General features: G+C 41.1%; 21 protein-coding genes. All 21 read right to left on the bottom strand.

What is annotated here, in order from left to right; all coding sequences use genetic code 11:
• Positions 1-2: 2 nt before the first annotated feature.
• Positions 3-1,373, bottom strand: a complete 1,371-nt coding sequence (gene lpdA, locus U5O15_02360) for a dihydrolipoyl dehydrogenase (GenBank protein MDZ7859507.1) — start codon at positions 1,371-1,373, stop codon at positions 3-5.
• A gap of 151 nt (positions 1,374-1,524) precedes the next feature.
• On the bottom strand, positions 1,525-2,676 hold the full coding sequence (locus U5O15_02355; GenBank protein ID MDZ7859506.1) for an acyl-CoA dehydrogenase family protein: 1,152 nt from the start codon (positions 2,674-2,676) through the stop codon (positions 1,525-1,527).
• A 477-nt stretch (positions 2,677-3,153) separates the two neighbouring features.
• Positions 3,154-4,581: a histidine kinase dimerization/phospho-acceptor domain-containing protein gene (locus U5O15_02350; protein MDZ7859505.1), complete on the bottom strand. Its 1,428-nt coding sequence runs from the start codon at positions 4,579-4,581 to the stop codon at positions 3,154-3,156.
• A 247-nt stretch (positions 4,582-4,828) separates the two neighbouring features.
• The gene (locus U5O15_02345; protein ID MDZ7859504.1) at positions 4,829-5,629 is read right to left on the bottom strand and encodes a hypothetical protein; all 801 of its coding nucleotides are present in this window, start codon (positions 5,627-5,629) and stop codon (positions 4,829-4,831) included.
• 11 nt (positions 5,630-5,640) lie between these two features.
• Positions 5,641-6,054 carry a hypothetical protein gene (locus tag U5O15_02340; protein MDZ7859503.1) on the bottom strand — a complete coding sequence of 138 codons (414 nt, stop codon included), beginning with the start codon at positions 6,052-6,054 and terminating at the stop codon, positions 5,641-5,643.
• A 52-nt stretch (positions 6,055-6,106) separates the two neighbouring features.
• On the bottom strand, positions 6,107-6,292 hold the full coding sequence (locus U5O15_02335; GenBank protein ID MDZ7859502.1) for a hypothetical protein: 186 nt from the start codon (positions 6,290-6,292) through the stop codon (positions 6,107-6,109).
• Between the two features lie 247 nt (positions 6,293-6,539).
• Entirely contained in the window at positions 6,540-7,370 is an 831-nt protein-coding gene (locus U5O15_02330; protein ID MDZ7859501.1) for a hypothetical protein, read from the bottom strand.
• Positions 7,367-8,491, bottom strand: a complete 1,125-nt coding sequence (locus U5O15_02325) for a multiheme c-type cytochrome (GenBank protein MDZ7859500.1) — start codon at positions 8,489-8,491, stop codon at positions 7,367-7,369. The genes U5O15_02330 and U5O15_02325 overlap by 4 nt, the downstream gene beginning before the upstream one ends.
• 337 nt (positions 8,492-8,828) lie before the next feature.
• Entirely contained in the window at positions 8,829-9,125 is a 297-nt protein-coding gene (locus U5O15_02320) for an HU family DNA-binding protein (protein MDZ7859499.1), read from the bottom strand.
• Positions 9,126-9,217: 92 nt separating this feature from the next.
• Positions 9,218-12,733 carry a putative LPS assembly protein LptD gene (locus U5O15_02315; GenBank protein MDZ7859498.1) on the bottom strand — a complete coding sequence of 1,172 codons (3,516 nt, stop codon included), beginning with the start codon at positions 12,731-12,733 and terminating at the stop codon, positions 9,218-9,220.
• 178 nt (positions 12,734-12,911) lie between these two features.
• Positions 12,912-13,859, bottom strand: coding sequence for an ROK family protein (locus U5O15_02310; protein MDZ7859497.1), 948 nt, complete (start codon positions 13,857-13,859; stop codon positions 12,912-12,914).
• Between the two features lie 92 nt (positions 13,860-13,951).
• Positions 13,952-15,268: a Mur ligase family protein gene (locus tag U5O15_02305; protein MDZ7859496.1), complete on the bottom strand. Its 1,317-nt coding sequence runs from the start codon at positions 15,266-15,268 to the stop codon at positions 13,952-13,954.
• The gene (accD, locus tag U5O15_02300; protein ID MDZ7859495.1) at positions 15,240-16,142 is read right to left on the bottom strand and encodes an acetyl-CoA carboxylase, carboxyltransferase subunit beta; all 903 of its coding nucleotides are present in this window, start codon (positions 16,140-16,142) and stop codon (positions 15,240-15,242) included. Before accD ends, U5O15_02305 begins: the two co-directional genes overlap by 29 nt.
• Positions 16,143-16,396: 254 nt before the next feature.
• Positions 16,397-17,179 carry a hypothetical protein gene (locus U5O15_02295; protein MDZ7859494.1) on the bottom strand — a complete coding sequence of 261 codons (783 nt, stop codon included), beginning with the start codon at positions 17,177-17,179 and terminating at the stop codon, positions 16,397-16,399.
• Positions 17,172-17,621, bottom strand: a complete 450-nt coding sequence (gene rimI, locus U5O15_02290) for a ribosomal protein S18-alanine N-acetyltransferase (GenBank protein MDZ7859493.1) — start codon at positions 17,619-17,621, stop codon at positions 17,172-17,174. Before rimI ends, U5O15_02295 begins: the two co-directional genes overlap by 8 nt.
• Positions 17,606-18,349: a tRNA (adenosine(37)-N6)-threonylcarbamoyltransferase complex dimerization subunit type 1 TsaB gene (gene tsaB, locus U5O15_02285; GenBank protein ID MDZ7859492.1), complete on the bottom strand. Its 744-nt coding sequence runs from the start codon at positions 18,347-18,349 to the stop codon at positions 17,606-17,608. The genes rimI and tsaB overlap by 16 nt, the downstream gene beginning before the upstream one ends.
• Positions 18,318-18,833 (bottom strand): tRNA (adenosine(37)-N6)-threonylcarbamoyltransferase complex ATPase subunit type 1 TsaE, encoded by a 516-nt coding sequence (gene tsaE, locus U5O15_02280; GenBank protein MDZ7859491.1) that lies wholly within the window; start codon positions 18,831-18,833, stop codon positions 18,318-18,320. Before tsaE ends, tsaB begins: the two co-directional genes overlap by 32 nt.
• Before the next feature lie 232 nt (positions 18,834-19,065).
• Positions 19,066-20,631: a bifunctional response regulator/alkaline phosphatase family protein gene (locus U5O15_02275; GenBank protein ID MDZ7859490.1), complete on the bottom strand. Its 1,566-nt coding sequence runs from the start codon at positions 20,629-20,631 to the stop codon at positions 19,066-19,068.
• A gap of 15 nt (positions 20,632-20,646) precedes the next feature.
• Positions 20,647-21,891 (bottom strand): HAMP domain-containing sensor histidine kinase, encoded by a 1,245-nt coding sequence (locus tag U5O15_02270; protein ID MDZ7859489.1) that lies wholly within the window; start codon positions 21,889-21,891, stop codon positions 20,647-20,649.
• 1 nt (position 21,892) lies between these two features.
• The gene (gene serS, locus U5O15_02265; GenBank protein MDZ7859488.1) at positions 21,893-23,164 is read right to left on the bottom strand and encodes a serine--tRNA ligase; all 1,272 of its coding nucleotides are present in this window, start codon (positions 23,162-23,164) and stop codon (positions 21,893-21,895) included.
• Positions 23,165-23,316: 152 nt separating this feature from the next.
• A complete protein-coding gene (locus tag U5O15_02260) occupies positions 23,317-24,399 on the bottom strand; it encodes an MraY family glycosyltransferase (GenBank protein ID MDZ7859487.1) in 1,083 nt (360 codons plus the stop codon).
• Between the last annotated feature and the right edge of the window lie 12 nt (positions 24,400-24,411).

Below are 24,411 nucleotides of genomic sequence, written 5' to 3'. Positions count from 1 at the left end.
AATCAGTATATATTAATGGCGCGGTCATTTATATCATCCGCTGCCTCAGAAATGCTTTCAGAAAGGGTCGGATGAGGAATAACTACACGCTCGAAATCATCGGATTTCATTCCGCGCTCGAGCGCGATTATTCCCACTGAGATAAGCTCCGTTGCCTGTGGTCCGATTATATGGAGCCCCCTAAGTTTTCCACTTGATTTTTCAGCTATCCATTTGACAAAGCCGTCTTTCTCGCGGAGCCCTTGAGCTTTACCGTTCGCTGAAAAGGGGAAATTACCTGTTATTATTTCTATATTTCTATCCGCGGCTTCTTCCTCCGTGAGACCGACATGAGCAATCTCGGGAAGAGTATAAATAGTTGAAGGAACGAGAGAATAATCTATCTCTGTATTTCGTCCGAGAGCATTTTCGGCTGCAACAATTCCTTCTCGCGTGGCGACGTGAGCCAGGAGCATACCGCCCGCGACATCCCCGGCGGCAAATACTCCATTAACACTCGTTTCCATCCGGCGGTTTACTTCGATACCTGATTTATCCATTCCAACGCCTAAATTCTCAAGACCAATATTATCTATGTTGGGAGTCCTGCCAACTGAAACAAGAACCGACTCAGATTCAATTTCAGTACCGTTATCAAGATGAGCTGTAACACTCTTGTTTCCTCTATGAAGACTCTCAACCTTTCTGCCAAGATGTGTCACTACACCCTTCCTCCTCAAAAAGGCTTTCAGAAACCTGCTTACCTTTCGGTCTTCTCCCGAGATGAGCGAAGGCAGCATCTCAACAATAGTAATCCCGCATCCAAAAGCGTTTAGAATTGAGGCAAATTCACAGCCTATAACACCACCGCCTATTATGAGGAGAGATTCGGGCAACTTATTCAAATTCAAAATATCTTTGCTGCTTATAACTCGTTGGCCGTCAAACTCCATACCGGGCAGTGCTATCTCTGAAGAGCCCGTGGCAATAATGAGCTTCTTTCCCCTGATTGACCCTGTTTCTTCGATATAAACCTCTCCGGCACCAACTATTTCCGCTCTACCTTTGACAACATTAATCCCTCTTTTCTTCAGCAGCTTTTCAACACCGGAGACAAGATTATCTATAACCGCTTTTTTGTGTGATAAAAGACCCTCCAGATCAACTTTTAAGGAACCCTTCAGGCCAGTTTTGCTGCCTTCCCCGGCTTGCTCAATCAGATGAGCCGCGGCGTGCAAAGTCTTAGTGGGAATACATCCCCAGTTCAAACATACACCTCCCAATTTTTCCCTTTCTACAAGGCAAACATTCGCGCCCATTTGAGAAGCCCTTATCGCGGCTGGATAACCGGCAGGACCACCCCCAATTACAACCAGATCATATTCGGCGGCCAATTCTTCCTCCAAACCATATAGATGTTGTATAATCCCGCCTAATAAACGGAATTACTCCAACAGGACTATCAAAGCAGAATGAAACTCATTAAACTGTAATAAAATAGCTACAGTATAACTTAAAGTTAAAAGGGGTTATAGATCAATGGATCTATAATTTTTTCATAATCTCGCTTGCTATCGTATTCTTCTGTATTTCCTTTGTGCCTTCATAAATCTCAGCTATTTTAGCGTCCCGATAAAAGCGCTCAACTTCGTATTCCATAATATAACCGTAACCGCCGTGTATCTGAATAGCTTCATCAGCAACAAGAACCGCGGTCTTAGCGGCAATGTATTTGGCGATGGAAGTTAATTTAGGGTCAATTCTGCCCTGGTCAAAGTTCCAAGCGGCTTTATAAGTTAATAATTTCGCGGCTTCGATCATACTTGCCATCTTGGCAATCTTGTGTTGAGTAACCTGAAATTTTGCAATAGGCCTGCCGAACTGTTCTCTCTCCATCATATAATTCACAGCTCTGTCATATGCTCCCTCAGCTATACCAAGTGCTGTTGCCGCAATCTCAATTCTGCTTTCGTCAAAGAATTCAAGAACCTGATAAAAGCCCTTCCCCTCTTCACCAATAATATTTTCCAGAGGCACCTCGACTTCATCAAATGAAATTTCCGCGGTTGAAGTCATCTTTATTCCCATTTTCTGACCGACATCCTCTGTAGTAACCCCTTGAGTGTCACTGTCTACAATTATGTTGGCCATACCCCTGTAGGAGGGTTTGACTTCAGAATCAATCTGACAAAGGACAATATAAAAATCCGCGATCTCTCCATTTGTAATAAATGTTTTTGTCCCGTTAATAACCCATTTATCACCCTTCTTCTCAGCTCTTGTGTCCATACGGGTAATATCGCTCCCGTGGTTGGGCTCGGTAAATGCTCCGGCAGATATCATCCTGCCGGAAGCGACGGCAGGCAAATATTTCTTCTTCTGTTTATCAGAGCCAAACCGCATGATTATTTCAGAGGCAAAATCAGAAAGCGCCACCGCGGTACCAATTCCGGAATCCATTCTGCAGAATTCTTCTACTACAAGAACATTTTCCATCACATTCAATCCAGCCCCCCCGCATTCAGCGGGAAAATGGAGACCTATAAATCCAAGTTCACATGCCTTTTTCCATACTGAACGCGGAAAGGAATGTTCCATTTCATGTTTCTGGGCTAATTCCTTTGTAAACTCACCCTTTGCGAATTTCCTGGCAGCTTCTTTAATATCCCTTTGTTCTGTGGTCAGTTCAAAATCCACTATTTCCTCCCTTTGAATTAAACCGTTAGAAAGTCTTTGTTTACATTCACCTTATTACACACATACCTGCTTCACTCGGTCCTAGTCAGCCCTACAACCCTCTCTTTTATATAGCTAATATAAGTTTTCTTCTCATTAAAAAAAGCCATAATTTACTTAACTTAAATTATATACAGTGGATTCTAACAGATATATTGTATCTACATCAATAACTACTTACCTTTTTTATTTATTGGATATTAACTTTCAAATAAACCCCTTTCAATAAATAATGTCTTTAGTATTGGGGGGATATGTTCTTAATAACCGCCTACCTCAAATAAGCCATCCCATCATAGGATACCCGCTGAGCGTTCTTCTACTTTCAATGAATAGAGAGAAGGAACCAGACAAACTCCGCGAAGTTAAATTAGCGTACTATTCAAACTAGATGTTTAGATAAATCATAAACTCTTCCGGGGAAGGTCAGCTGCGTTATCAAACTAATTCCGCGGCTTTAAGAAGATTGGAGTCGATGTGGCTATCTATTTGGCGTCTGCTTTTAAATTTTATTTCCCACTTCAAAGAGGAGCGTTCCTCTTCGGCAGTGATTTTGCAGGATTCCGCGAACTGATCTGTGACAAACTTCATAATTTCATCAATTTCATCACTTGTACGGTCAATAAAGAATATCAGATAGCTGGAAGGATGTTCATCCATTACCACGAGACTGTCAACTTCAGTTTCTGTTACACCTAACAGTATCTTCCTTAAATATTCATTTTTCTTACCCGTGTTTCTAATATCAGCGCTGATCCGGAGATTTACGAGACAGTATTGCCTTTTTTCAATTAAGGTCTTGTCAACTATCACGTGTAATGGATGAACCAGATCTTTTTCTCTGTCAAAAGGCGGATCAGCAGGAATTGATATAGTTACACCATCCGAACTAACTGTCATTATACCGTCGATGGCTCCCGCCAACCTTTCTAATAATAAAGATCTGTGAGATTCCTGATAATAGAGAAAATCTTTCAGAGTGACTTTCTTTGAAGATACAGCTTCCTGGCTCGGTTTCAAAGATATCTCAAATCTTCCGCTTTTTGCCTCAGCAACTTCGTCCGGACGACATTCGATTTTGACTGAAATGTAAGGATTACCGTCAATCCATTTTCTAAAAAGATCAGCAACTGTTACCATATAATTCTCTAACTTACTTCTATCTGTAAATACACCGATGTCGCAACTTGTCAACTCAAAGCCATATATTTTTCCGTCATCATAAAGTCTTTCAAAAATTTCGTTTACCTGTCCGCCAATGCTGATCAAGCTTCTGAATAAATTCATTTCCTCAGATTGAACCATAAATATTTTCTGCAGTTCATCTAGAGAAGAGGATAATCTCTTGATATTTCTCATTCCAATCTCAAGCAGTTTTTCTCTTTCTTTCACACACAGAGATGTACCGTCCATACAGAGTAATTGAAAAGAATTACGAACTGATGTCATAGGCGTTCGTAACCGGTGAGAGACGGAACTGATAAAATCAGTCCGCATCCTGTCGAGTTTTTCCCAGTCTGAAAAATCGTGAAGCATAACAATGTAGATAGGATGAAAACCTTCAGGATCGCGAAAGGAGAATTCCACTCCAAGTAGATTACTTTCTTTACTCTGAGAGTCTCTTGTTTCCAAAAACGTTGTTTTAGTTCTGCCCTCTCTGCTTTTTAGAATCGCCTCTTCCGGACAACTTCTCTTAATTAAATTACCCGCTTTCTCTTGCGAATCCACACCTAAAAGAGATACAGCTCTCTTATTGGCGTACAAAATATTCAAGTTATAATCAAAAAAGAGAACACCCTGATTAACTTTATTGAACAGCGTTTCTAATACTCCAACAGGAATTTTGATGTTGTTGTTTTTAGTCATTTCTGGCAGCTCTCATTCGTAGAAAGATTTTTTTTTCATGAAAGAACATTGCAAAAGATATGCCTCTAACAGGCAGGGAATTCTCTTCTGTTTCAAAACCCTTTGTTCCATCATAAGGAACATTAAAAACACTGCTCATTCGCACTTTGCATTAGAAATGAAACACGGACATAAGAAATGAGAAAAGGTAAACCGTCATAGTTGAATGACCTTTAGCTATTCCTTCAGATAGAAATTACAAAGATTCTTATTTTTCTGTATTTGAGTTGCCGGTTGGAAACAGGAATGTCAGATATAACGAAAGTATTGAATCAAAAATCTTTTCATCATTTTCCACAGCTTCAAACCCTCCGCGCATTGAAATACTTATATTTTCAGTCATACACCTCTCAGTTTTCATAATAAATATCCAGTGTTCACTATTATTTCTATAATTAATATTGTACCCGGAAACCTCTAATGTGTATTGCTTCCCTATTTTAATTCCAGCAGAAACCCCCAATATCAGATGGTTGCTGTACAAATAATCACCTTCATGTTCTCTCTCTCCAACAAAGGTGTAAGTTGCTGCTCCTTTCAGGTAAAGATTTGATAAACGCTTTCTTACTTCAATTCCAGCGCCACCGTCAAAACTTTGAAGTGAATACGGATAAAGCGACTTTGAACCGGTTGGGAAACGAAAATCTGCCCTAAAGAAAAGACCGTTTTCCGCGAGGCTGTCACTTTTTACTCTTGTTGTTGAATTAAGTATAAAATCTCCAAAACCAAAAGAGAGATTATCATTCGCTCTGACAGCAAAATAGGGAATAACTAATTTTACAGTCATCTTCGAATTAATATTTCCTTTATAGGCAGCCGCGAAAAGATTCGCCTCCTTCAGCGGAGAATTGATAGTGCTGAACCCAAATTCTGTTGAAACGCGGGATGTACCCGTGGAATAAAAAAAATTTGAAATATCTGTATATACTTCGGAAGCGTTTAGAGGTTTAAACAACAATACGAGAATAAAAAACACTACGGGAAGACAGAATCGCTGATATGAATTCAATTGATATCCCTCTACTTCACACCTTCAAGCAACCTTGTCCTTCCCTGATCGATAAATTGGACAATGATAGTCTTCCTGTTTCCCGGCAGTGTCTCTTTTTCAATTACTTTACCGTAATCATCCCAGGATCTATGATAGATTATATCGTCTATTTTATATTTAGATGACTGATTGTAAACCAGCGCGTTCTTTCTTTCATCGCTGGTCAAATCCTCCGGTTCAAGACTGGACGAATCTTCCAGCTCCGCGTCTTGCTTCTGGTCATCCTCTTTTTCCCCATCCATTCCCGTCATATATGGTAGAAAGCCTTCACAACCCGGGCACTTCAGCCATAGAACCTCTTGACTATCAGAGTCATCGACGATTTCCATCTTAAATGTCTTTTTGCATACAGAACAATACTGCTTTATTGATTTATTTCTCACATCCTCATCCGGCATTAATATATCCTGTGATTTTAACTTAAAAGTTCAAAATTTAATCAAAATCTATACGGCAACAATTATTCGCTTTTTCCGCTGAAAGATACCTCATTCCACAAACAGGGCAGCGAAATTTTCCATCGAGCCTTCCGTTATTCTCCGCCCTTGTAAGCAATCTGTGAAATTTAACATAATTTTTTGTTTTCTTAAGAACTTCTTCATCCCTATGGTTGGTGCTCATCTTCTCCTCCACCCCTGGTACGAGAAATTACACATTATTTTGTGGTACTTCAATAATCATTGTACAACATATTGTGTATACCACAGCGGCAAACTGACGTCAACCAATAATTATGTAATAACCTGATGCCTACAGGATTAAATATATCACGAAAAGACGATTTTGGCAAGTTTATGATGCTGGATTATTGAAATTTAACGAAAAATATTGAAAAGTATCAATCTCTAAGACATTTTAGGAAAAGAGGCTATTTAATATTGCCGTTTTTATTCTCTGTGAAGGAAATTAACTCGGATCTAAGAAATGTCTCCTTAACATTAAGCGTTCTCTCAGAAGTATGAGGCAAGTTCATTCTAGTATAAGTTTTCTTTGTGACCTCACTTTTTACAAGACCCCAGAAAGGAACTTCACCGGAGATCCATAGGAGATTACTTTCTTCTTCAAATCTGACTGCTTCATTGCCGCCGAGGTTCATCTTTCTTTCACGTTTATTGTGGAATTCTTTTAGCTCACAGTTGAACTGACCTGCCGGAGTCTTCAGCTTAACAGAAGATAGTTTCGTCTCTTTAAATTCTTCAGGATGGATGAACATTCTGTCCAATTCGAAATCTTCTATTTCCTTTTCAGTGGCTTCCCTGAAAGGTTTATCACCTTCTTTTATCATAACTTTCTCTAAAATTGAATCCAGGTTTCCAAGTGTTTCAATACTGTCGCAATTCTCCGTCATAGTAACTCTGACAGTAATCATTTCTGACGGTGCCGCAGGCCATGGAGAAGAAGTTATTTCAAGAACCGTTTTGTCCTCTGGAGAATCGATGACAGACAAACCAACCAAAGAAGTATCTCTAACCTCATATACTTCTGAAATAACGATATATTCAATTTTTGTTCCCGCTCTAAAATCAATATCTCCAAAAGATATACCCGGGATAAGAAAATCAGACTCCACCGCCTGAATATATTCGAAAGGAAAAAAAGAGCTAAAAATAAGTAATACTTTTATTAAAACAGATAATCCGGCCTTTTTACCACGGATTGAGTTGGGTTTCTTGCATGTCAGTCTGGAATATCTCTTCACTTGAAATCCTTCTTGTAGGTTGAAGAATCCGGTTTCATATAACATAGAATGCGCCTCAAGTACTCTTCATATTCGAAATCCGGGCTTCTATCTGAAGTATGGCACATACCGCATGAATTTATAGCAGCTCTTACATAATTAGTATCACGCGAATGATTTGTACCGTAGCCGTGACACGCCTCGCACGTTACACCTTCAAGATTAATCCTGTTCACTCCGGCTTCATCTGAACCATATCCCGAATACATCCCATACCCAGTCGTGTGACACTCAAGACATTTGGTTTTATCATAGGCAGCTTTCAACCTGTTATAAGCTTTCGAATGGGCCGAAGATTTAAACGCTGAAACTATATCGCCATGGCATCTGGCGCATATATCCACTCCCAAATACCTTTCTCTTAACTTTCCACGTTTATCATGAGATATGAATTTCTTCATCCTCAACTCACGGAGCCTCTCCCCTTCCTTTTCCCGATAATCTCTCAAATACTCAACAAACCGCTGATCCCTCGCTGAAGATTTTTTCAAAGAAATAACCGTTCTGTTTTTAAAATCATATTCTTCATCACCTTTGGGCACAATAACGATCTTTCCTATCTTTCTCCCGCCGTCACCGGCGAATAGCACGGGAATGTCATAATTATCCGAACCCTCTATCGCTCCGTTTAAACAATCCAGGGGTACTTCCAACCCTCCCTCAGCGTGACCGCGTATAATCAAATCGACACCTTTAAGCGATGGCAAAATATCCTTTAGTTTCTCCGTTCCCATATGAGCAATCAGAATAATAAGCTCACAACCTTTTTCTCGCAGCTCACTTATAACTTCTTTACCCCTTTCAGCAGGAGATTTTAATTCCATATTCAGTTGTTGAGGAATAGGTTCATCAAGCAAAGCGAAAACACCGACTCTATTACCGTGAACTTCCTTAATCAAATATGGTGGAAAAACGCACATTCGGTCATCATAAAGATTAGAGCAGATAACCGGTAATCCTTTTTCTATACCCTCTCGTATAGCTTTCAGTTGATAATTAAGTTCATGCTCCCCGACTCCAACAGCGCAATATCCCATCTTTATCATCATATCCGCGAGAAAGCGTCCTCTATACATGGCCATAATGCTGCTCTCACCATAGAAATCACCAGCGGATAACACCAGAATAGAATTGTCCTTTTCATACTCTCTCTTAATAGCGGCAGCCCTCCGGGCTACCCCGCCTTCAGCGGATTCCCCTCAGCCAAATGCTCTGATTCTGCCGTTAACATCACTGGTGAAAAGGATTGTAACCGGTTCCTTCCCGCCGCGGCATCCAGACAAAGAGATAAGCAATACAAATATAAAGAAAAAACAAGAGACAGATCGCATTAATTTTATTCCCCTGAAACACAAAAAAGAATATAGAAAAAGGAGCAAACGAATTTTTTCCTTTGCTCCCTTAATAATAACGTTTTGATTACTTCTTCGCCACACGAGCTTTCAAAGCCTTGCCGGCTTTAAAGGCTGGTACTTTTGTGGCTGGAATAGTAATAGTTTGATTTGTCTGAGGATTACGGCCTTTGCGCTTTTTACGGCTACGGCGCGAGAAAGTGCCAAATCCGGTAATCTGAACTCTTCTACCTATCGCTATTTCAGAAGCGATAATACCCTCTCTAGGAGCTGTGCTGAAAATAGCGTCAATAGCCGCCTTGGCATCCTTAAGGGTCAAGCCAGTTTTCTTCGCAACCTTTTCTACCATTTCTGTTTTATTCATTCTTCACCTCCTTCATTCATAGTAAAAACCCATATAGAAATACTCTATGTCTCAACTTCTATATCTGTCAACACTTTTTATCAATAAATCTGCTATCTGAAAGGTACAGAACTTATCAAACCCCTCTTTCCTCTTTCATACATTATATCGGGAAGTTCCTTTATCGATATCTGGAAATAATAACTCCATTCTCCTCCAAATTCACGATGAATGAAACTAGCCTGCCAGCAATGTAAATCACGTTTTATAGAATACTGCTGACTCGTAAATCCCTGCCTTTCCAAATCATAATATCCCGAATATGATATCTGCCATTTCTCTGTTAATTTGAGATTACCTCTCAGGTCCACTTTGCTTGAGATCGATTTGTATACACCTGTCCCCCTGCTTGAATAACTGTATCCTATATTAAATGACCATCTTTGCTTACCTTCCGCCTTCTTCTCTGACCCTTTCCCGTCACCCTTTGACTCCAATGAATCTGAACCTGCTGCAGCAGCGATCTTTTCGGCTTTACGTATTCTCCATTTGGCGGGATATGAAAATTCCCCGCCAAGTGACAGGTCAACACTGAAACTAGTCGATACTATCTCCTTTTCCTTCGGATCTATTGAGTGATTAAGACTAAACGACATAAAATTTGCTATGGTAGTGCGGACACTACTGCCTATATTTGAAAAACGATTGCCTTTAGCGGCATCGGGATTATAGCTCCCGCCGAGGTTCCAGGTTATCACATTATTCTTTTTAACCAGCTGGTCATTTTCAAGTACTTTTAAATCAAGTATGTTCCTTACTGAATACCTTACATTCCTGCTTTCGGCTTGCTCTTCTCCCAGTTTGGGGCTATATGAATAATTGGCGGAAGGGTTGAAAGTATGCCTTATCCCGCGTATCACGCCCAGCTTCGGATAGAAAGTCCCGTACAGAGTGGTTCCAATTCCCGAATTAAGACTCAGCGAAAACCTGTTATCGCTCTCATTCACAAGCGAATTTGGATTGGCAACAAGAGATGTATCGATCTTATCATAACTAACACGGGAATAATTCCATCTCGTACTCAATGACGGGGAAAGATTCAGAAACAGCAGCTTATGCTGCTGGCTGAGAGACAAACCTGAGCTAGCCGATATTCTTGTAATTCTTTTTGCGTCGCTCTCTTCAGTAGCTCGCTTTGCATTGAGGTTTGGGGAAAAGGATACACTTCTAAGCATTCTTTCTATGATACTTCTCTTACCGCTTTTGTGATTCTCTCCAAACCAGAGAGATGTGCGGGGAAAATTAAGGGAAACCGACGGCATCGTTCCAGAAACTCTGGTGGCATAAGGATCTTCAACATTCAACTTCTGGTTGCGGCTTGCCGACAAACCGAGCCTTGTTCCTCCCCAGCTTTTGTTGAAATTGGCACTTGAATATATTCTTCTATCAACAATCTTCTTTACATCCTCAGCTCTATGAAGAGCGCTTTGAGCTTGATCGCTGCTTACAAACCTGAGATTGGAGCGAAAGGAAGCAGACTTTCCGAAATTCTGGCTATGAGAAGAATTTACCGTCCATTGATTCGCCTTATTCGTGAAATCTCTCATGAAATTCAACTTGACATTACCACCCAGCATATATCTGACTTTATATCTGTTCTCCAGCTGGATTCTAACATTCTTAAATTCATTGAAATCCGTCCTCAAAGCAAAATCTGTATAATCATTCGTGGCCCAATAATAACCCAGTCCTCTTATAAATCTACCGTCTCTACTGTTAATCCCAATATCAAAATTAGGTCTTAAGATTCCTGAATGCCTGTCATGCCTTATAGAATTGGCCATGAAGGGAAGATAGAAAATAGGAATTTCACCAATATAGAGTTTTATAGGACCTGAAATCACTTTATCGCCAATATATACTTTCATCTTATTGGCACGAAGTGAAAAATGTGGATCTTTCAAATCACAGGTAGTATAAATCGAATCATAAACCTTTAAAACACCCTCGCCTTCCTTGAATATATGCTTACCCCTATAATATCCTTGATCATACTGAGTTGAACCATTTGTAACGATACCGCCGCTTTCCCCCATATCATATCCCATTTCATATCCGTACATCTTCTGTTCGTCCTCTTCCAGTACAGGTCCCCCCTCAGCCTTGAGAATGTTCATTTTAGAATTAAAATCGATATGATCAGCCGTTAATGTTTTGTTTTCATAATGCAGACTGGCTTTCTCCTTAAGAATCATATCTTCTTTATCGGCGAAATACTCTATATCAACCCCGCTGTACTTGACCCTGTTGCTTTCGGTATCAAAATTACGATACTCGAGAACCGTGTCCGTTTTCGCGGCTAAACTGTCGATCGTCTCATTGTTCTTCAAATGGAGATATTTATACAAACCCTCGGCATTACCTGAAACCCTGACATAGGTAAGATCACCTTCTTCAAACTCAAAAAACATACTGTCTCCGGTTGAATAGTTATTAGACACTTTGTTCTTTTCGCTCTCCAACGGATAGTACATAGCCTTGGCGTTTCCAAATATCTTAACTGAATCGACATTCTCTTCAGACAGGTAAATTACTACTGAATCGCCCTCTATCCAGGAATCTTTCCACCAGTGGGATCCTTTAGGAGGCGCCTGCGCGAGACGTCCTTTCCGGGGAAGAACAATACGGTTAACTTCCATTTCATCATACCAGAGCCCGATTATAGTTCCCTTCATGCTCGACGGCCCGCTGGTAGCTACCGGATCTCCGCGTAATTCAACATATTTCCGATCGTTAAACATAACGGTGGAATCGCAAGTAGCCTTAGTGTCTCCCTTTATCAACTCTACATTACCCTGAGCCATTCCAACATTACGTTCAACATCAAACTGCATTCGGTTCGCTTTTACTCTTCCCGGGGTCTCTTGACTCTGATCAAAGGTTAGGACGGGAAGGGTGTCCATTATGACTTCATCTTCTTTCCTCTTGTAACGAGCGTGATCTCCAGCTATCGCGTAGTCTTCTGCCAAGTTTACCAGAACAACATTTTCATAAGCGTCGGCAATTTCAGTTATCCTGTCGTAATAAACAGTATCCGCGTACAGAACTCTTGTACTGTCCGACAGAATAACATTACCCGTTAAAAGTGCTTCTTTCTTCTTCCGGTCATACCTGCCCCTCTCGCATAGAATTTCCATCCCAACATCGAGACACCGTACATTTTCCTTGACGATAAGAACCTCTGAAACACCAAAATATTCTCCCACATCTCCAAATATCTCCATAGTACTGTCGACGGCATGCACATTATTTATAAGAATAAAGCGCTCATCATCGACATAGTACTTGCCCCTCAGAGATGTTATTACGGCCGTCTGATGATCAATTCGAACACTGTCCCTTAAGAAAATTACCTGCTTATTCTCTTCTTCCCTGAATCTGAAGTGACCGGCTTTCCATCTATAGAGAGTCGAATCAGCAATTCCTTTGCTTTGCTTAACTTCAATTGAATCAGTTTTTGTGCCGCGCTCACTGCTTAAAACCGGATATGAATAAGATGAAGGGGAAACAAGAATAGCAATTACCAGGTATCCCGGTAAGAACAACATATTCAGAAAAAATCTGTTCAAATTCAAATCTCCGCCATTTCTCTTCTGTTATCGATTCAGTTGCAACTATTCTGATTAATCCAAACTATTCTATCTATAGCCTTTTTTAGTGCCTGCCCGCGGGACTCAGGAGTAAATTCAAATTATACTCCAAGAAAGACAATATCAAAAACATCTGAATATTAATATATTCCTGAAATCACTCATCTTGCTTGTTATTAAACACCATCATCGCGGCACCAAGAAAAGACGCCTTGTTACCGAGCTCGGCGGGAACAATCTTCACATCAAGAAACTTGTCATCAATAACATACTCGGCGAGCGTTTCTCTGGCTGGTTTGAATATCAATTCGCCCGCAGCTGAAACGCCCCCGCCAACCGCAATCACTTCAGGATTTACAATATGAACAATATTAGATAAACCTATTCCAAAATAGATGCCTGTTTTTCTCAGGGATCTTACGGCAAGTTCATTACCCTTTCCTGCCGCCGCGGCTATATCTTTTACAGTCAACCTGTCAATATCAAGAAGAGGGTTCGAGCTTTCCTGTTTAAGCATTTCTTTTGTTCTTTCGACAATCGCGGCGGAACCTATATAAGCTTCGAGACTCCCTCTGTTTTGATACCCACGCAACTTTTCATCAAATTTTATTACAATATGCCCAATCTCACCCGCCTGTCCCGTCTCCCCTCTGTAAAGTCGTCCATTTATTACCATCCCCCCCCCAACACCGGTTCCCAGAGTAATACATATGAAGTTATTTGCTCCTCTTCCGGCTCCCAGCAGAAATTCCCCGTACGCGGCGCAATTAGCATCATTGTCAACAACCACGGGGACATCGAGCTGCTCAGAAAAAAATTTTCCTAATTCAACGTTATCCCATCGGGGAAGATTCGGTGATGAATATAGAAAGCCCCTTTCTCTATCTACTAATCCCGCACAGCCGATACCCGCTCCAATAATATCAGAACCGGGGAAACCGGCGCGTTTAGAGTTAAACCATTCCAATACTCTTGAAATAACGGCAGAAGGGCCTTCTTCCGCCCGGGTTCTGATCTTACCTTCTTTTAGAATCACTCCATCTTTATCCACGATTCCTAGTTTAATATTTGTTCCACCTATATCTATCCCGTATATCATTCCCATATATTATCCCTCTCCTTTAATTTTCTATCCGTCAACCATAAAAATGCCCGTCTCTAAAACCTGAAGACAGCCAAAGATATATTTCAATATATTTATGAATATGAAACAGCTTCATCAACCATATGATGAGACCCGCAAATCAATATGGTATCATTCCCTTTCAAACCTGTCTTTGCTTTCCTTAGAGCGTCTCCCATTCCTCTCGATAGAATCACCCGCGCATCTTTAGTTTCTTTGCTGCCCGCTTCGGTAAAATAATTTAGTAGATTCTCCCCTGTTTCAGCCCCTTTCTGTTTCAAAGGAACCAGAATAATCTTCCTTGCCGATCTTAACGCTATAGATGGGAATCTTCCCGGTTCTTTCCTTGCCATACATCCAAAAAGAAGGATATTTCTATGAGGTTGAGATACAGCAAGAAGAGTATTGAGCGAATTGATAAGGGCCTGCTGATTATGGGAAGTGTCCAGAATCACCCTTGGAACTCCCCGCAGCACCTGAAAACGCCCGGGAAGAGAGGTCTTTTCCAAACCCTCTTTAACATATTTGACGTATGACTTACCCGTCTTATCACCCAGTACTTCAATTGTCTTTACCGCGGTTGACACGTTGATTTTCTGAGCTTTGCCGATCATCCGTGTTTCGATATCTCCATAATCATATTTATCAGTTTTTAAACTGAAGGTCATCCTTTCGAATGTGATCTTCTTTAACCTTGAAGATGTACTTTCTTTTACATTTATCACCGAGGAGTCTTCCCGGCGGCAATAGAAAGATGCCTTTTCAATGAGTGAATCGGTGTCCAGATTCACTATCAAAGGGACCCCCCCTCTGGCAATACCCAATTTTTCACCAAGAATTGCTTTTCTGCTTCTACCCAGATGGCTGCTGTGATCAATTGAAATCCCCGTAATCACTGTGGCAACAGCATTAACGGGACGCGTAGCATCAAGCCTCCCCCCAAGCCCTACTTCAAATATCGCGATATCAACCTTGTTTTGCAAGAAATACAAAGCCGCAGAAGCCGTAATTCCTTCAAAGAAAGTAAAAGGATTTCTTTCATACCCGCGCCTCAGCCGGTCCACAATTCTATCCAGTGCAGCTGAGGGTATTTCCCGATTATTAATCCTGATTCTTTCATTAATCCTGAACAAATGCGGAGAATAGAAAGTGCCTACTTTAAGTCCCGCACAACGGAGAATTGAAGAAATGTAAGCGGTAACCGACCCTTTGCCGTTAGTGCCGCCTACCAACACCGCCGGATATTTCATCTGCGGATTGCCCAGAGAATCTAAAAGAGATGTTATATTCTCAAGCCCGAGCCTCATTTTAGTCGGTCTCAGGGAATAAAGAAACTCAATATTTGAAAATGGATATCTTCTATCAGATAAGCGAGAGCTTTTTTTCATCATTGCTCGGGCTCTCTTCCTTGTATCTAAGTTTCCTGTTTCGCATGAAACTATCGGCAAAATAACCAACAACTTTTTTTAGTTCTTTACGGATGCATATCATATCAATCATACCATGCTCAAGCAGAAACTCAGAACGCTGAAACCCGTCGGGTAGTTGTTCACCTACTGTTTCCTTGATTACTCTCGGTCCAGCAAAACCAATAAGTGCTTTCGGTTCGGCAATAATCAAATCTCCCTGGAAAGCAAAAGAAGCGGCAACACCTCCCGTAGTCGGATTTGTTAATATAGATATAAAAGGCAGTCTGGCTTTTGACAGTTCGGCAATAGCAGCTGAAACCTTCGCCATCTGCATAAGTGAAAGTATTGATTCCTGCATTCTCGCTCCACCGGACGCCGAAACTATAACGAGTGGTATTTCATCCTTTAAGGCTATCGATATTAATCTGGTAATCTTTTCTCCAACAACCGAACCCATACTGCCGCCAAGAAAAGAAAAATCCATTGCAGCCGCGGCCACTCTACAGCCGTTCAAATCTCCTGTTCCGGTTATAACCGCGGAATTACGCCCGGTGCTCTTACGGGCTGATTTAATTCGCTTCTTGTATTTTTTCCTATCCTTGAAATTGAGCGGATCACTTGAATAAAACCCTGCATCTAACTCCGCGAATGTCCCTTCATCAAACAATATTTGAATATATTTATCTCCCGTAACACGAAAATGGCTTTGACAATTCGGACAAATCGACATCTCTCTTTCAAGATTCTCCACATAGAGAATCTCCCCGCAGGAAGGGCATTTTTTCCATAAACCCGCGGGCAAGCTCTTCTTGCTCAAGGTTCTAATCCCTTTTCTCGCTCTTTTCAGCCAATTCATCATAGCTAAATATCCCTCTTCCTGATTTTATTCTTTATGTCGAACTGTTATAAGTAAAAATAATTTTATTAAATAACTTCATTGTTAACCGGCGCTTACTTAATACTACTCCCGGATAAATCACATTATCAGATAATACTGCATATTTACACCCTACATAAATGTAACACCTGCATCAACCGTCAACCAGCTTTTTTTGTGATAATGAAAAAGCAGAATGTAAAATCAAATGATGATCATTCAAGGTATAATACTTATAATCCACTAAGAATTCTAAAGAGCATCTTCTTTGCTTTTTTCCCACTTCTGATTACTTCATCGTGAGAAACTGATCTCCGGTTCACATTCGGTGTATAGTTTGTCACACGGCTCAATATTGCGGTTTCTATATTCTTGTCGGAAGATTCTATAAGTTCGGGCAAAATTGACATGGTAACCGCATCAGCACCAAGTTCTGCGACCGCTGAAGCCTCAGTACAAGTTTCGTAACATGGGCCGACATTCCACATAAGAGTACCTTCATATGTATGAATTGAAGCTTCCATGGCAGCTGTTATAACTTCCTTTCTGAAACTATCTGAGATTAAGGGCGCCGGGCAATAATCCCTCCTGTATCCGTTAATTCCTTTATGCCCTCCGTAATTAAATGGAAACGCCATAAGGTCAGAAGGGATAAACCAGCTTTCCAAAGGAACTCTGGAAGTAAGACTCCCCGCGGTGTTCACAAAAAGAACCTTCCGGCATCCGAGCTTTGACGCCAGATCAACACCCGCGGCAGCCTGCTCCCTACTGACTCCTTCATAAAGATGAGATCTTCCGGCGAACAGATAGACACAGCTGCCATCAAGACGTTCAAAGAGAAATATTATTCCGGGGTGACCTTTTGCCGTTGGGACAGGAAGAATACCAATATCTGAGTATGAAATTAGTTTATGTACCGATTTTTCATCGCCACTCGGCGACAATCCGGATCCAAGTATAACCGCGAGCTTGGATTTTCCCTCAATAGCTGATATTTCTTTGTTAATATCAATCAATTATAAGCTCCATAATCAACGCACTTTCGCCTGTTCTTCCGTAATATTCTTTCTGTTCTCCAATTAAACGGAACCCGTGCCGATTATAAAAATCCAGGGCAAATTTATTGCTCTCTCTGACCTCGAGATAAATACTTTTGCATCCCTTATCAGCCGACTTCTTTTTGACTACTTCAAGAATTTTGTCGGCTATCTTTTTCCCCCTCCATCTCTCACCGACAGCTATATTGAGAATATGAGAATAATCCATTTCAAACCATACAATAACATATCCAATAACAGTATCATCCAACACAGCCACTAATATCAAAGCTGTATCCTTCAATTTGAGTTGACCTGCAAACATACTTTCGGGCCAAGGACAATCAAAGCTGGATTGTTCTATTTCAAGAACTTCCGGTATATCACCCTCTTGCATTTCCCTTATCACAAAATCGGCCAACGGCTGCTCCCTCCGGGATTAAGATCAGTTGAGTCAGGCAATTTAGCGTCGGGAGGTCTGATATATAATGGCGCCAATTCAGAAAGCTCCTCGTATTCAACTTCCACTCTGCCCCTTGTTACGGCTATAAGAAGCGATGCACGCGGAACAGAACCATATAAAACTGAATAACTGCTGCCCGGGGGCATCTTCGGCTCTATTGCTTCCCTGTATTTTTTTATCCCCGTTCCGCAGAAAATAACTGGGCCTTGGCAATTTTCCTCAATCAGCGAAGGTATTTCTTCAGGTCTTACAGCAACCGGTTCGAGAATGGCGGAAGGCAACCCCCCTTTCGTGCTGTATATCGCCAAATAGACTTCACCCCTCCTCGCGTCAATTATCGGGACCACCTCGCGGGAAAGATACGGAAAAGCAGCCGCGAGAACCTCCAGACTTGTGGCTGAAACAACCGGCCTTTTTTTGACAGCGGCTAAAGCCTTAATCGTGGCCAGTCCTATTCTAAGTCCTGTAAAACTGCCGGGGCCTCTTACAATGCCGAATAAGTCAATATCTTTAACTCCAAGGTGAGCAGAGCGCAGACACACGTCTACCGCGGGAAGCAATGTGGCGGAATGAGTATCGCTGGCGTCAAAGAGAATTTCACACAATAATTCATCTCCACGAGATACAGCCACACTGCCCTTAAGGTGTGAACTGTCAATTGCCATTATAAAACGTGTCGAGCTCAATATCATCCTCCATAAGCGTTCGTATCAAATTATCCGGACCTTTAAAACTAATTCTTCTTTCATCGTCGTTTATTATTTTAATATCCACGTGAATATCAAACTCCATAACACAGTCCGGCAGGCGATCCCCCCATTCAACTAAAATTACATTACGTCCATCGGCGGCATCGAATAATCCTAATTCTCTGACATCTTCGATTTTTTCCAGTCTATAAAGATCAAAATGGAGTACGGGAAATAAACCTTTATACTCTTCCAGCAGGATAAATGTCGGGCTTAGGACTTCTTCCTTAATTCCCAGACCCTCGCATATACCGCCGGCGAAAAGAGTTTTACCCGCTCCGAGCCCCCCTTCGAGAGAAACTGCCGATCCGGCGGGAAGGATGCTTCCAAATAATCTCCCGATATTCATTGTCTTTGTACTTGATTCGCTCCGGAGAGATAACACTCTCGGGGGACCGCTTAAATCATTCAGGCGATTCATATATCCGCTCCACTTACTTAACGCGCGTAATTTGAAATGATCAACTCATCAATTTAAAGAAATTTACAAAATCACCCTCCATAGCACTTCTAATTTACAACCTTTGTTCATACCCCTATAGGGTTATGTATTTGCGCTTTCTGCCGGAAGGTAACTCCCGCCCTGCAGTCATGGTTTATAAATCACTGATTAACACCATATTGGCTAACGTGGAATCATGAAGATATTCTATTTATTTCGATTCAAGTGTAACACACGGAACGATCATCTCTTCGAGAGAAATTCCACCATGTTGAAAACTTCCCCGGAACTGTTTCTCATATTTATGAAAATCAGTAGGATAAACAAAATAGTAATTCTCTTTGGCAAACACATAATTCTTTGATGGACTTTCCGCCGGAAGTCTTAAATCAACCGGATTACTTACATGATAACAGTATTTTTTATCAGAGCTTATATTTTCACCGAATTTATATCTGAGATTAGTGGAAGTTTTCTTGTTAGCTCTGATAAGGGCAGCTTTTTTGCTTAAAATAGACCCGTGATCGGTAGTAATTAAGACAGTGGCGTCTTGCCGCACTATCTTCTTCAGTATCTCGAAAAGAACGGAATGTATAAACCACGACCGCGTCAAAGAACGAAAAGCACTCTCATCGGGAGATATTTCTGAAAGTATCCTGCTGTGGCTTCTTCCATGAGAAAGTATGTCGATAAAATTAATAACTATTGCAACCAAATCAAGGGACTTATAAGTAGCAACCTGATTTTGAATATTATCAGCTCCGTCAGAGTCATAAATTTTTATATATTTTGATTTTATCTTACCAAACCCTTTCTTGTTAAGTTGTTCCCGCATAAGTTCATCTTCAAATAGATTCTTTCCCGTTTCTTCATTCTTTGCTTTCTCCATCCAGTACGAGGGGTACTTCTTCTTAATATCAATCGGGTGTAAACCTGAAAATATTGAATTTCTCGAATAGGGTGTGGCCGTTGGCAGGGTCGCGTAGAAGAAGTCCCTGTTTATAGTATAAAAATCAGCTAAAAGATCTTCCATCATAAGCCATTGGTCGTACCGCATACAATCTATGACAATAAGATAAACGGCTTTATTACTGTCGAGATGAGGAAATACAAATTGGTCAAAAAGGTCCACGCTCAATTTAGGTCCATTTACCGAATTAACCCACTCAACATATTCCTTTTCAATAAAACGGCCAAATCTCATATTACTCTTGTCTCTCAACTCCATATGAGTCTGGTTAAGGCCGGTATTGCTGAAACGGTCAAATTCAAGATCCCAGTAAGTTAGATCCTTGTGGATTTTTATCCAGTCTTCATAAAAAATGTTACCGCCGATAAGATTATCCGCGGAATGAAAAAACTGTAAATACTCCTTGTTGATAATCCCTTCCTGGATTTTATGAGATTCCAGAATACGCTTAGACGCGGAATAAATCTGGAGCGGATTGACGGGTTTTAAAAGATAACCGTCTATTTTCATCCCAATTGCCTGATCCATCAACCCTTCTTCTTCATTCTTGGTTATCATAATAACGGGCAGGTTGGCATTAACCTCTTTTATTTCATGAAGTGTTTGCAATCCACTTTTACCGGGCATAGTCTCATCGAGAAGAACAAGATCAAAGTTCTCAGCCGCTATAAGCTCTAAACACTCCTGACCACTGGGGACACCCTTTACGTAGTAGCCCTTTTCTTCGAGAAAAATCAAATGCGCACGAAGAAGATCAATCTCATCATCTACCCATAATATGCGTTTTCTTTTTCTTAAAGCAGACATTTTAATTTTTCCCTTTTAATCTACTGGAAATGTAACTAGAAAGGTAGTCCCCTCGTTGGAACGGGATTGAATTAACTTTATAGACCCATCATGTATCTCTTCAACGATACGCTTTACAAGAGCAAGACCCAACCCCCAACCCCTTTCTTTTGTTGTAATACCCGGATCGAAAATTCTCTTTCTGAGGGCCGCTGTTATACCCTTGCCGGTATCACTGAATAGAATCTCTATATTGTTACTTTTTCTATTTAAACTGCCTTTTATAGATATCTTCCCCTCTTTGCCGGATATAGCATCGAGAGAATTCTTTATCAGATTCTCGAATACCCAGCCGACAAGGTCCCTGCTGCAGCGAACCATAGGCAATTTTTCAAATTCAACATCTATTATCGACTTTATTTTCAGAGCCGGCCGCCTCCGTTCAAAATAACTCACTGTTTCCATAATCAGCGACGATATGTCCTGATATTCAAGTTCAGGAGCAGACCCTATCTTACTGAACCGGGATGATATCCGGCTTAACCTTTCAACATCAAGCCCGGCCTCGTCAACAGCCAAGGACAACTTTTCGGAAACACGCCCGGATTCTATCTGTCCTCTCATGATTTCCAGCCAACCCATCAGTGAGGACAGCGGGGTGCCGAGCTGATGAGCTGTTTCCTTAGCCATGCCAACCCATACCGATCTTTGTTCCCCGAGCTTTAAAGCTCTGAACCCAATAAAACCAAATAAAGCGAACAGAACGAACACACCTAATTGAACGTATGGCGCAATTCTAAGTTCCCGGGCCAATCCGGAAAGCCCGTAGTGAATAAAAAGTTCCATCTCCTCTGTGTCAACAATCACCGGTTTGTTTACCCTGTCAAACTCATTCGCCTTTTCTAATACCCTTTCGAGCAATAGATCATCAGGTTTCCGGGGATCAAAATCGAGAAGTCTGTCATACTCATCGTCCTTTACCTGAGGAACTCCGATTTCGTTCCATATCATAGGCCGCCCCTCATTATCAGTTATAACAAAGGGGAGATCCATTGCCTCTCTAATCTCACGTATGAACTTCTGATTATTTGAATTCTCCACACTTCCGAGAGCCAGCCCAGTAAAACGGGAAAAAAGCCTAGTTGTATTTTCGGCCTGCTTCTGCATACGCATAATCAGATTGTTGTTATACAAAAGAAGTGAAGTGACAATTATAATACTTCCCACTATAAAATAAATTTTGATTAAAAAGGGAAGATTTCTTGAAATATTTATCTTCACGTTAACCCTCTAAATATTCCCTTCCCCCCATATATTTCACGAGGGCGTCAGGAACGCGTATCCTGCCGGTCGGAGTTTGGTAGAGTTCAAATATTGTGGCAATTATCCTTGGAAGGGCTAATCCCGAACCATTCAGAGTATGAACAAATCGAGATTTTTCCCCTTTTCCCCTTCTGAATTTGATACCGGCACGGCGGGCTTGAAAATCTTCAAAATTACTGCATGAAGAAACTTCCAGCCATTTCGAAATGGCCGGAGCGTAGGTTTCAATATCATAACATTTTGCCGCGGAAAAACTCAGATCTCCTGAACACAATTCAACCACACGGTAAGGAATATCTAAAGATTCAAGAACTCTGCAGGCGTCATCAAGTAATAACTCAAGCTCTTCATATGATCTCTCAGGCAGAGTAGCCTTTACCATTTCCACTTTGTCAAATTGATGAACACGAATCAGACCTCTTGTATCTTTTCCGTAACTGCCGGCTTCTCTCCTGAAACACGGACTGTACGCTGTCAATTTAACGGTCAGCTGATCTGCCGGAAGTACAGTCTCCCTTAGAAGATTTGTAATTGGCACTTCGGCAGTTGGGATACAGTAGAGATCGTCTGCTTCGCAGTGATACATGTCTTCAGCCATCTTTGGCAGCTGCCCTGTTCCAATCATTGAATCCCTGCTGACTAGATAGGGGACCGATACTTCTTCATATCCATGAGATCTGTGAGTATCAAGCATAAAATTAATTAGAGCTCTCGAAAGCAAAGCCCCGTCACCTCTTAGAACCACAAAACCGCTTCCACTCACCGCCGATCCAGCCTTGAGGTCGAGCAGTCCCAATTCTTCACCAATCTCCCAATGAGGTGCTATTTCGAGATCATTTCTGTAAGGATCTCCCCAACTTCTTATCAAAACGTTGTCCTGCTCAGTATTTCCAATTGGAACAGATTTATGCGGCAGATTGGGAATTGCTAATTCCATCTCATGTAATTTATCTGAGACTGCTTTTAATTCATTGTCTATTTCCTTTATACGTTTAGATGTCACCTTCATTCTGTCTATAAATTCCGAGGCATCTTTCTTGTTCTTTTTCAGTTGGGCAATCTCTTTAGAAACAACATTTTTACTGTGCTTGAGATCTTCAGATTCCTGTATAATCCTCCTCCTATCCTTATCCAACTGATAGAGAAGATCCAGATCAAAATCCACTCCCTTATTCTCGATACCCCTGCGCAAGGCCTCAGGTTCATTTCTTATAAATTTCCTGTCAAGCATAAACGTTCTACTCCAAACCTCTGTACACCAATCAAATGAGAAAACAAACCTGCCCGAATTCAGGATAATACAATCCCAAATCATAAACTATCACAGGATACGGGAAAAGGCAAATTTAAATGGATAAAACAAATATTAATCTGTCAAAAGGTTCAAATCGTTGATCTATGCTTTTTTATTATACTTTCAATACTCTCTTCGGGAGCTTTTCTGCTGTTCATAACATACAGAGAGAAGGCGAAGATCGCTATTTCAAGGATAACTGCCGCGATAAAGGCCGCTACATTACCCATCATCGTCAATACTCCCAGGCAGCCTAATATCACTGCCAGGCCCCAGAGGATGAAATCAACTTTCCGCATTGACTTGTATCTTGTAAGCAGCAGATGATGCAAATGGCTCAAATCAGCCTGAAAAAGCGACTTTTTCTTTATTACCCTGCGAAGAAAAGCGAGAGTCGTATCGAGCAAGGGTACAGTCAAAATAAAGATAGATCCCGCAATCCTGAACAAAAGATCCTTCCCGGGAAGCAAAAAGAGGAGTGAAATCAGCCCGAATATAAGTCCCAGAAACAAACTGCCGGAATCCCCCATAAATATCCTCGCGGGTGGAAAATTGTAACAGAGAAAAGCGAGTGAAGAACCTAAAATAATAACTGAAAGGAACACAACTATCTGCTGTCCGAGAATCAACCCGGCTACTGTAAAAGAAATAGAAGATACAACAGCAATCCCGCCCGCCAACCCGTCAATCCCGTCAATGAGATTGAAAGAGGTAGTAATAGCCAGAATCCATAATGTTACAATGACAAACAGAATAACACGAATCAGGGTTGAAAATTCAAATACAGAAAAATAGCTGAGTAGGATAATCCCGCCCACGGAAACGAAGATTGAAGCTATAACCTGAAGAATCAACTTATATTTGTAATGTAAACTGCGGAGATCATCGATAATACCAAGGAGAAAAATTGTAAATCCGCTAAGTATCAGAACGGAAAGAAAAACCGCAGTAACAGAATGTGTAACAAGAAAGAATAGAAAAACCGGCACTAGCCCCGCTATAACGGAAATTACTATTACTACCCCCCCTAAATGCGCGATATCTCCATTATTCCTACCGTTGGGTTTTTCACTGATCTTCCATTTGACAGCCATACTTCTCACAAGAGGGATCATGGCAAGAACTATAACAAACGGTATGGTAAATGAAATAACTAGCTGTATTGTCGGCAAATCCCCCCCTTC

Source organism: Candidatus Krumholzibacteriota bacterium, assembly GCA_034520215.1.
GTDB lineage: Bacteria > Krumholzibacteriota > Krumholzibacteriia > Krumholzibacteriales > WJIX01 > JAGHBT01.
The sequence above is the reverse complement of the archived record's forward strand: the minus strand, read 5'-3'. Positions and strand labels throughout refer to the sequence as shown.

Bases quoted from the DNA above. Each gene is read 5' to 3' on its own strand.
- accD (MDZ7859495.1), bottom strand. From the start codon at position 16,142: ATGAATTGGCTGAAAAGAGCGAGAAAAGGGATTAGAACCTTGAGCAAG.
- serS (MDZ7859488.1), bottom strand. From the start codon at position 23,164: ATGCTTGACAGGAAATTTATAAGAAATGAACCTGAGGCCTTGCGCAGG.
- U5O15_02335 (MDZ7859502.1), bottom strand. From the start codon at position 6,292: ATGAGCACCAACCATAGGGATGAAGAAGTTCTTAAGAAAACAAAAAAT.
- U5O15_02325 (MDZ7859500.1), bottom strand. From the start codon at position 8,491: ATGGCCATGTATAGAGGACGCTTTCTCGCGGATATGATGATAAAGATG.
- U5O15_02305 (MDZ7859496.1), bottom strand. From the start codon at position 15,268: ATGATGAAAAAAAGCTCTCGCTTATCTGATAGAAGATATCCATTTTCA.
- U5O15_02350 (MDZ7859505.1), bottom strand. From the start codon at position 4,581: ATGACTAAAAACAACAACATCAAAATTCCTGTTGGAGTATTAGAAACG.
- U5O15_02320 (MDZ7859499.1), bottom strand. From the start codon at position 9,125: ATGAATAAAACAGAAATGGTAGAAAAGGTTGCGAAGAAAACTGGCTTG.
- tsaE (MDZ7859491.1), bottom strand. From the start codon at position 18,833: ATGAATCGCCTGAATGATTTAAGCGGTCCCCCGAGAGTGTTATCTCTC.
- U5O15_02310 (MDZ7859497.1), bottom strand. From the start codon at position 13,859: ATGGGAATGATATACGGGATAGATATAGGTGGAACAAATATTAAACTA.
- U5O15_02275 (MDZ7859490.1), bottom strand. From the start codon at position 20,631: ATGTCTGCTTTAAGAAAAAGAAAACGCATATTATGGGTAGATGATGAG.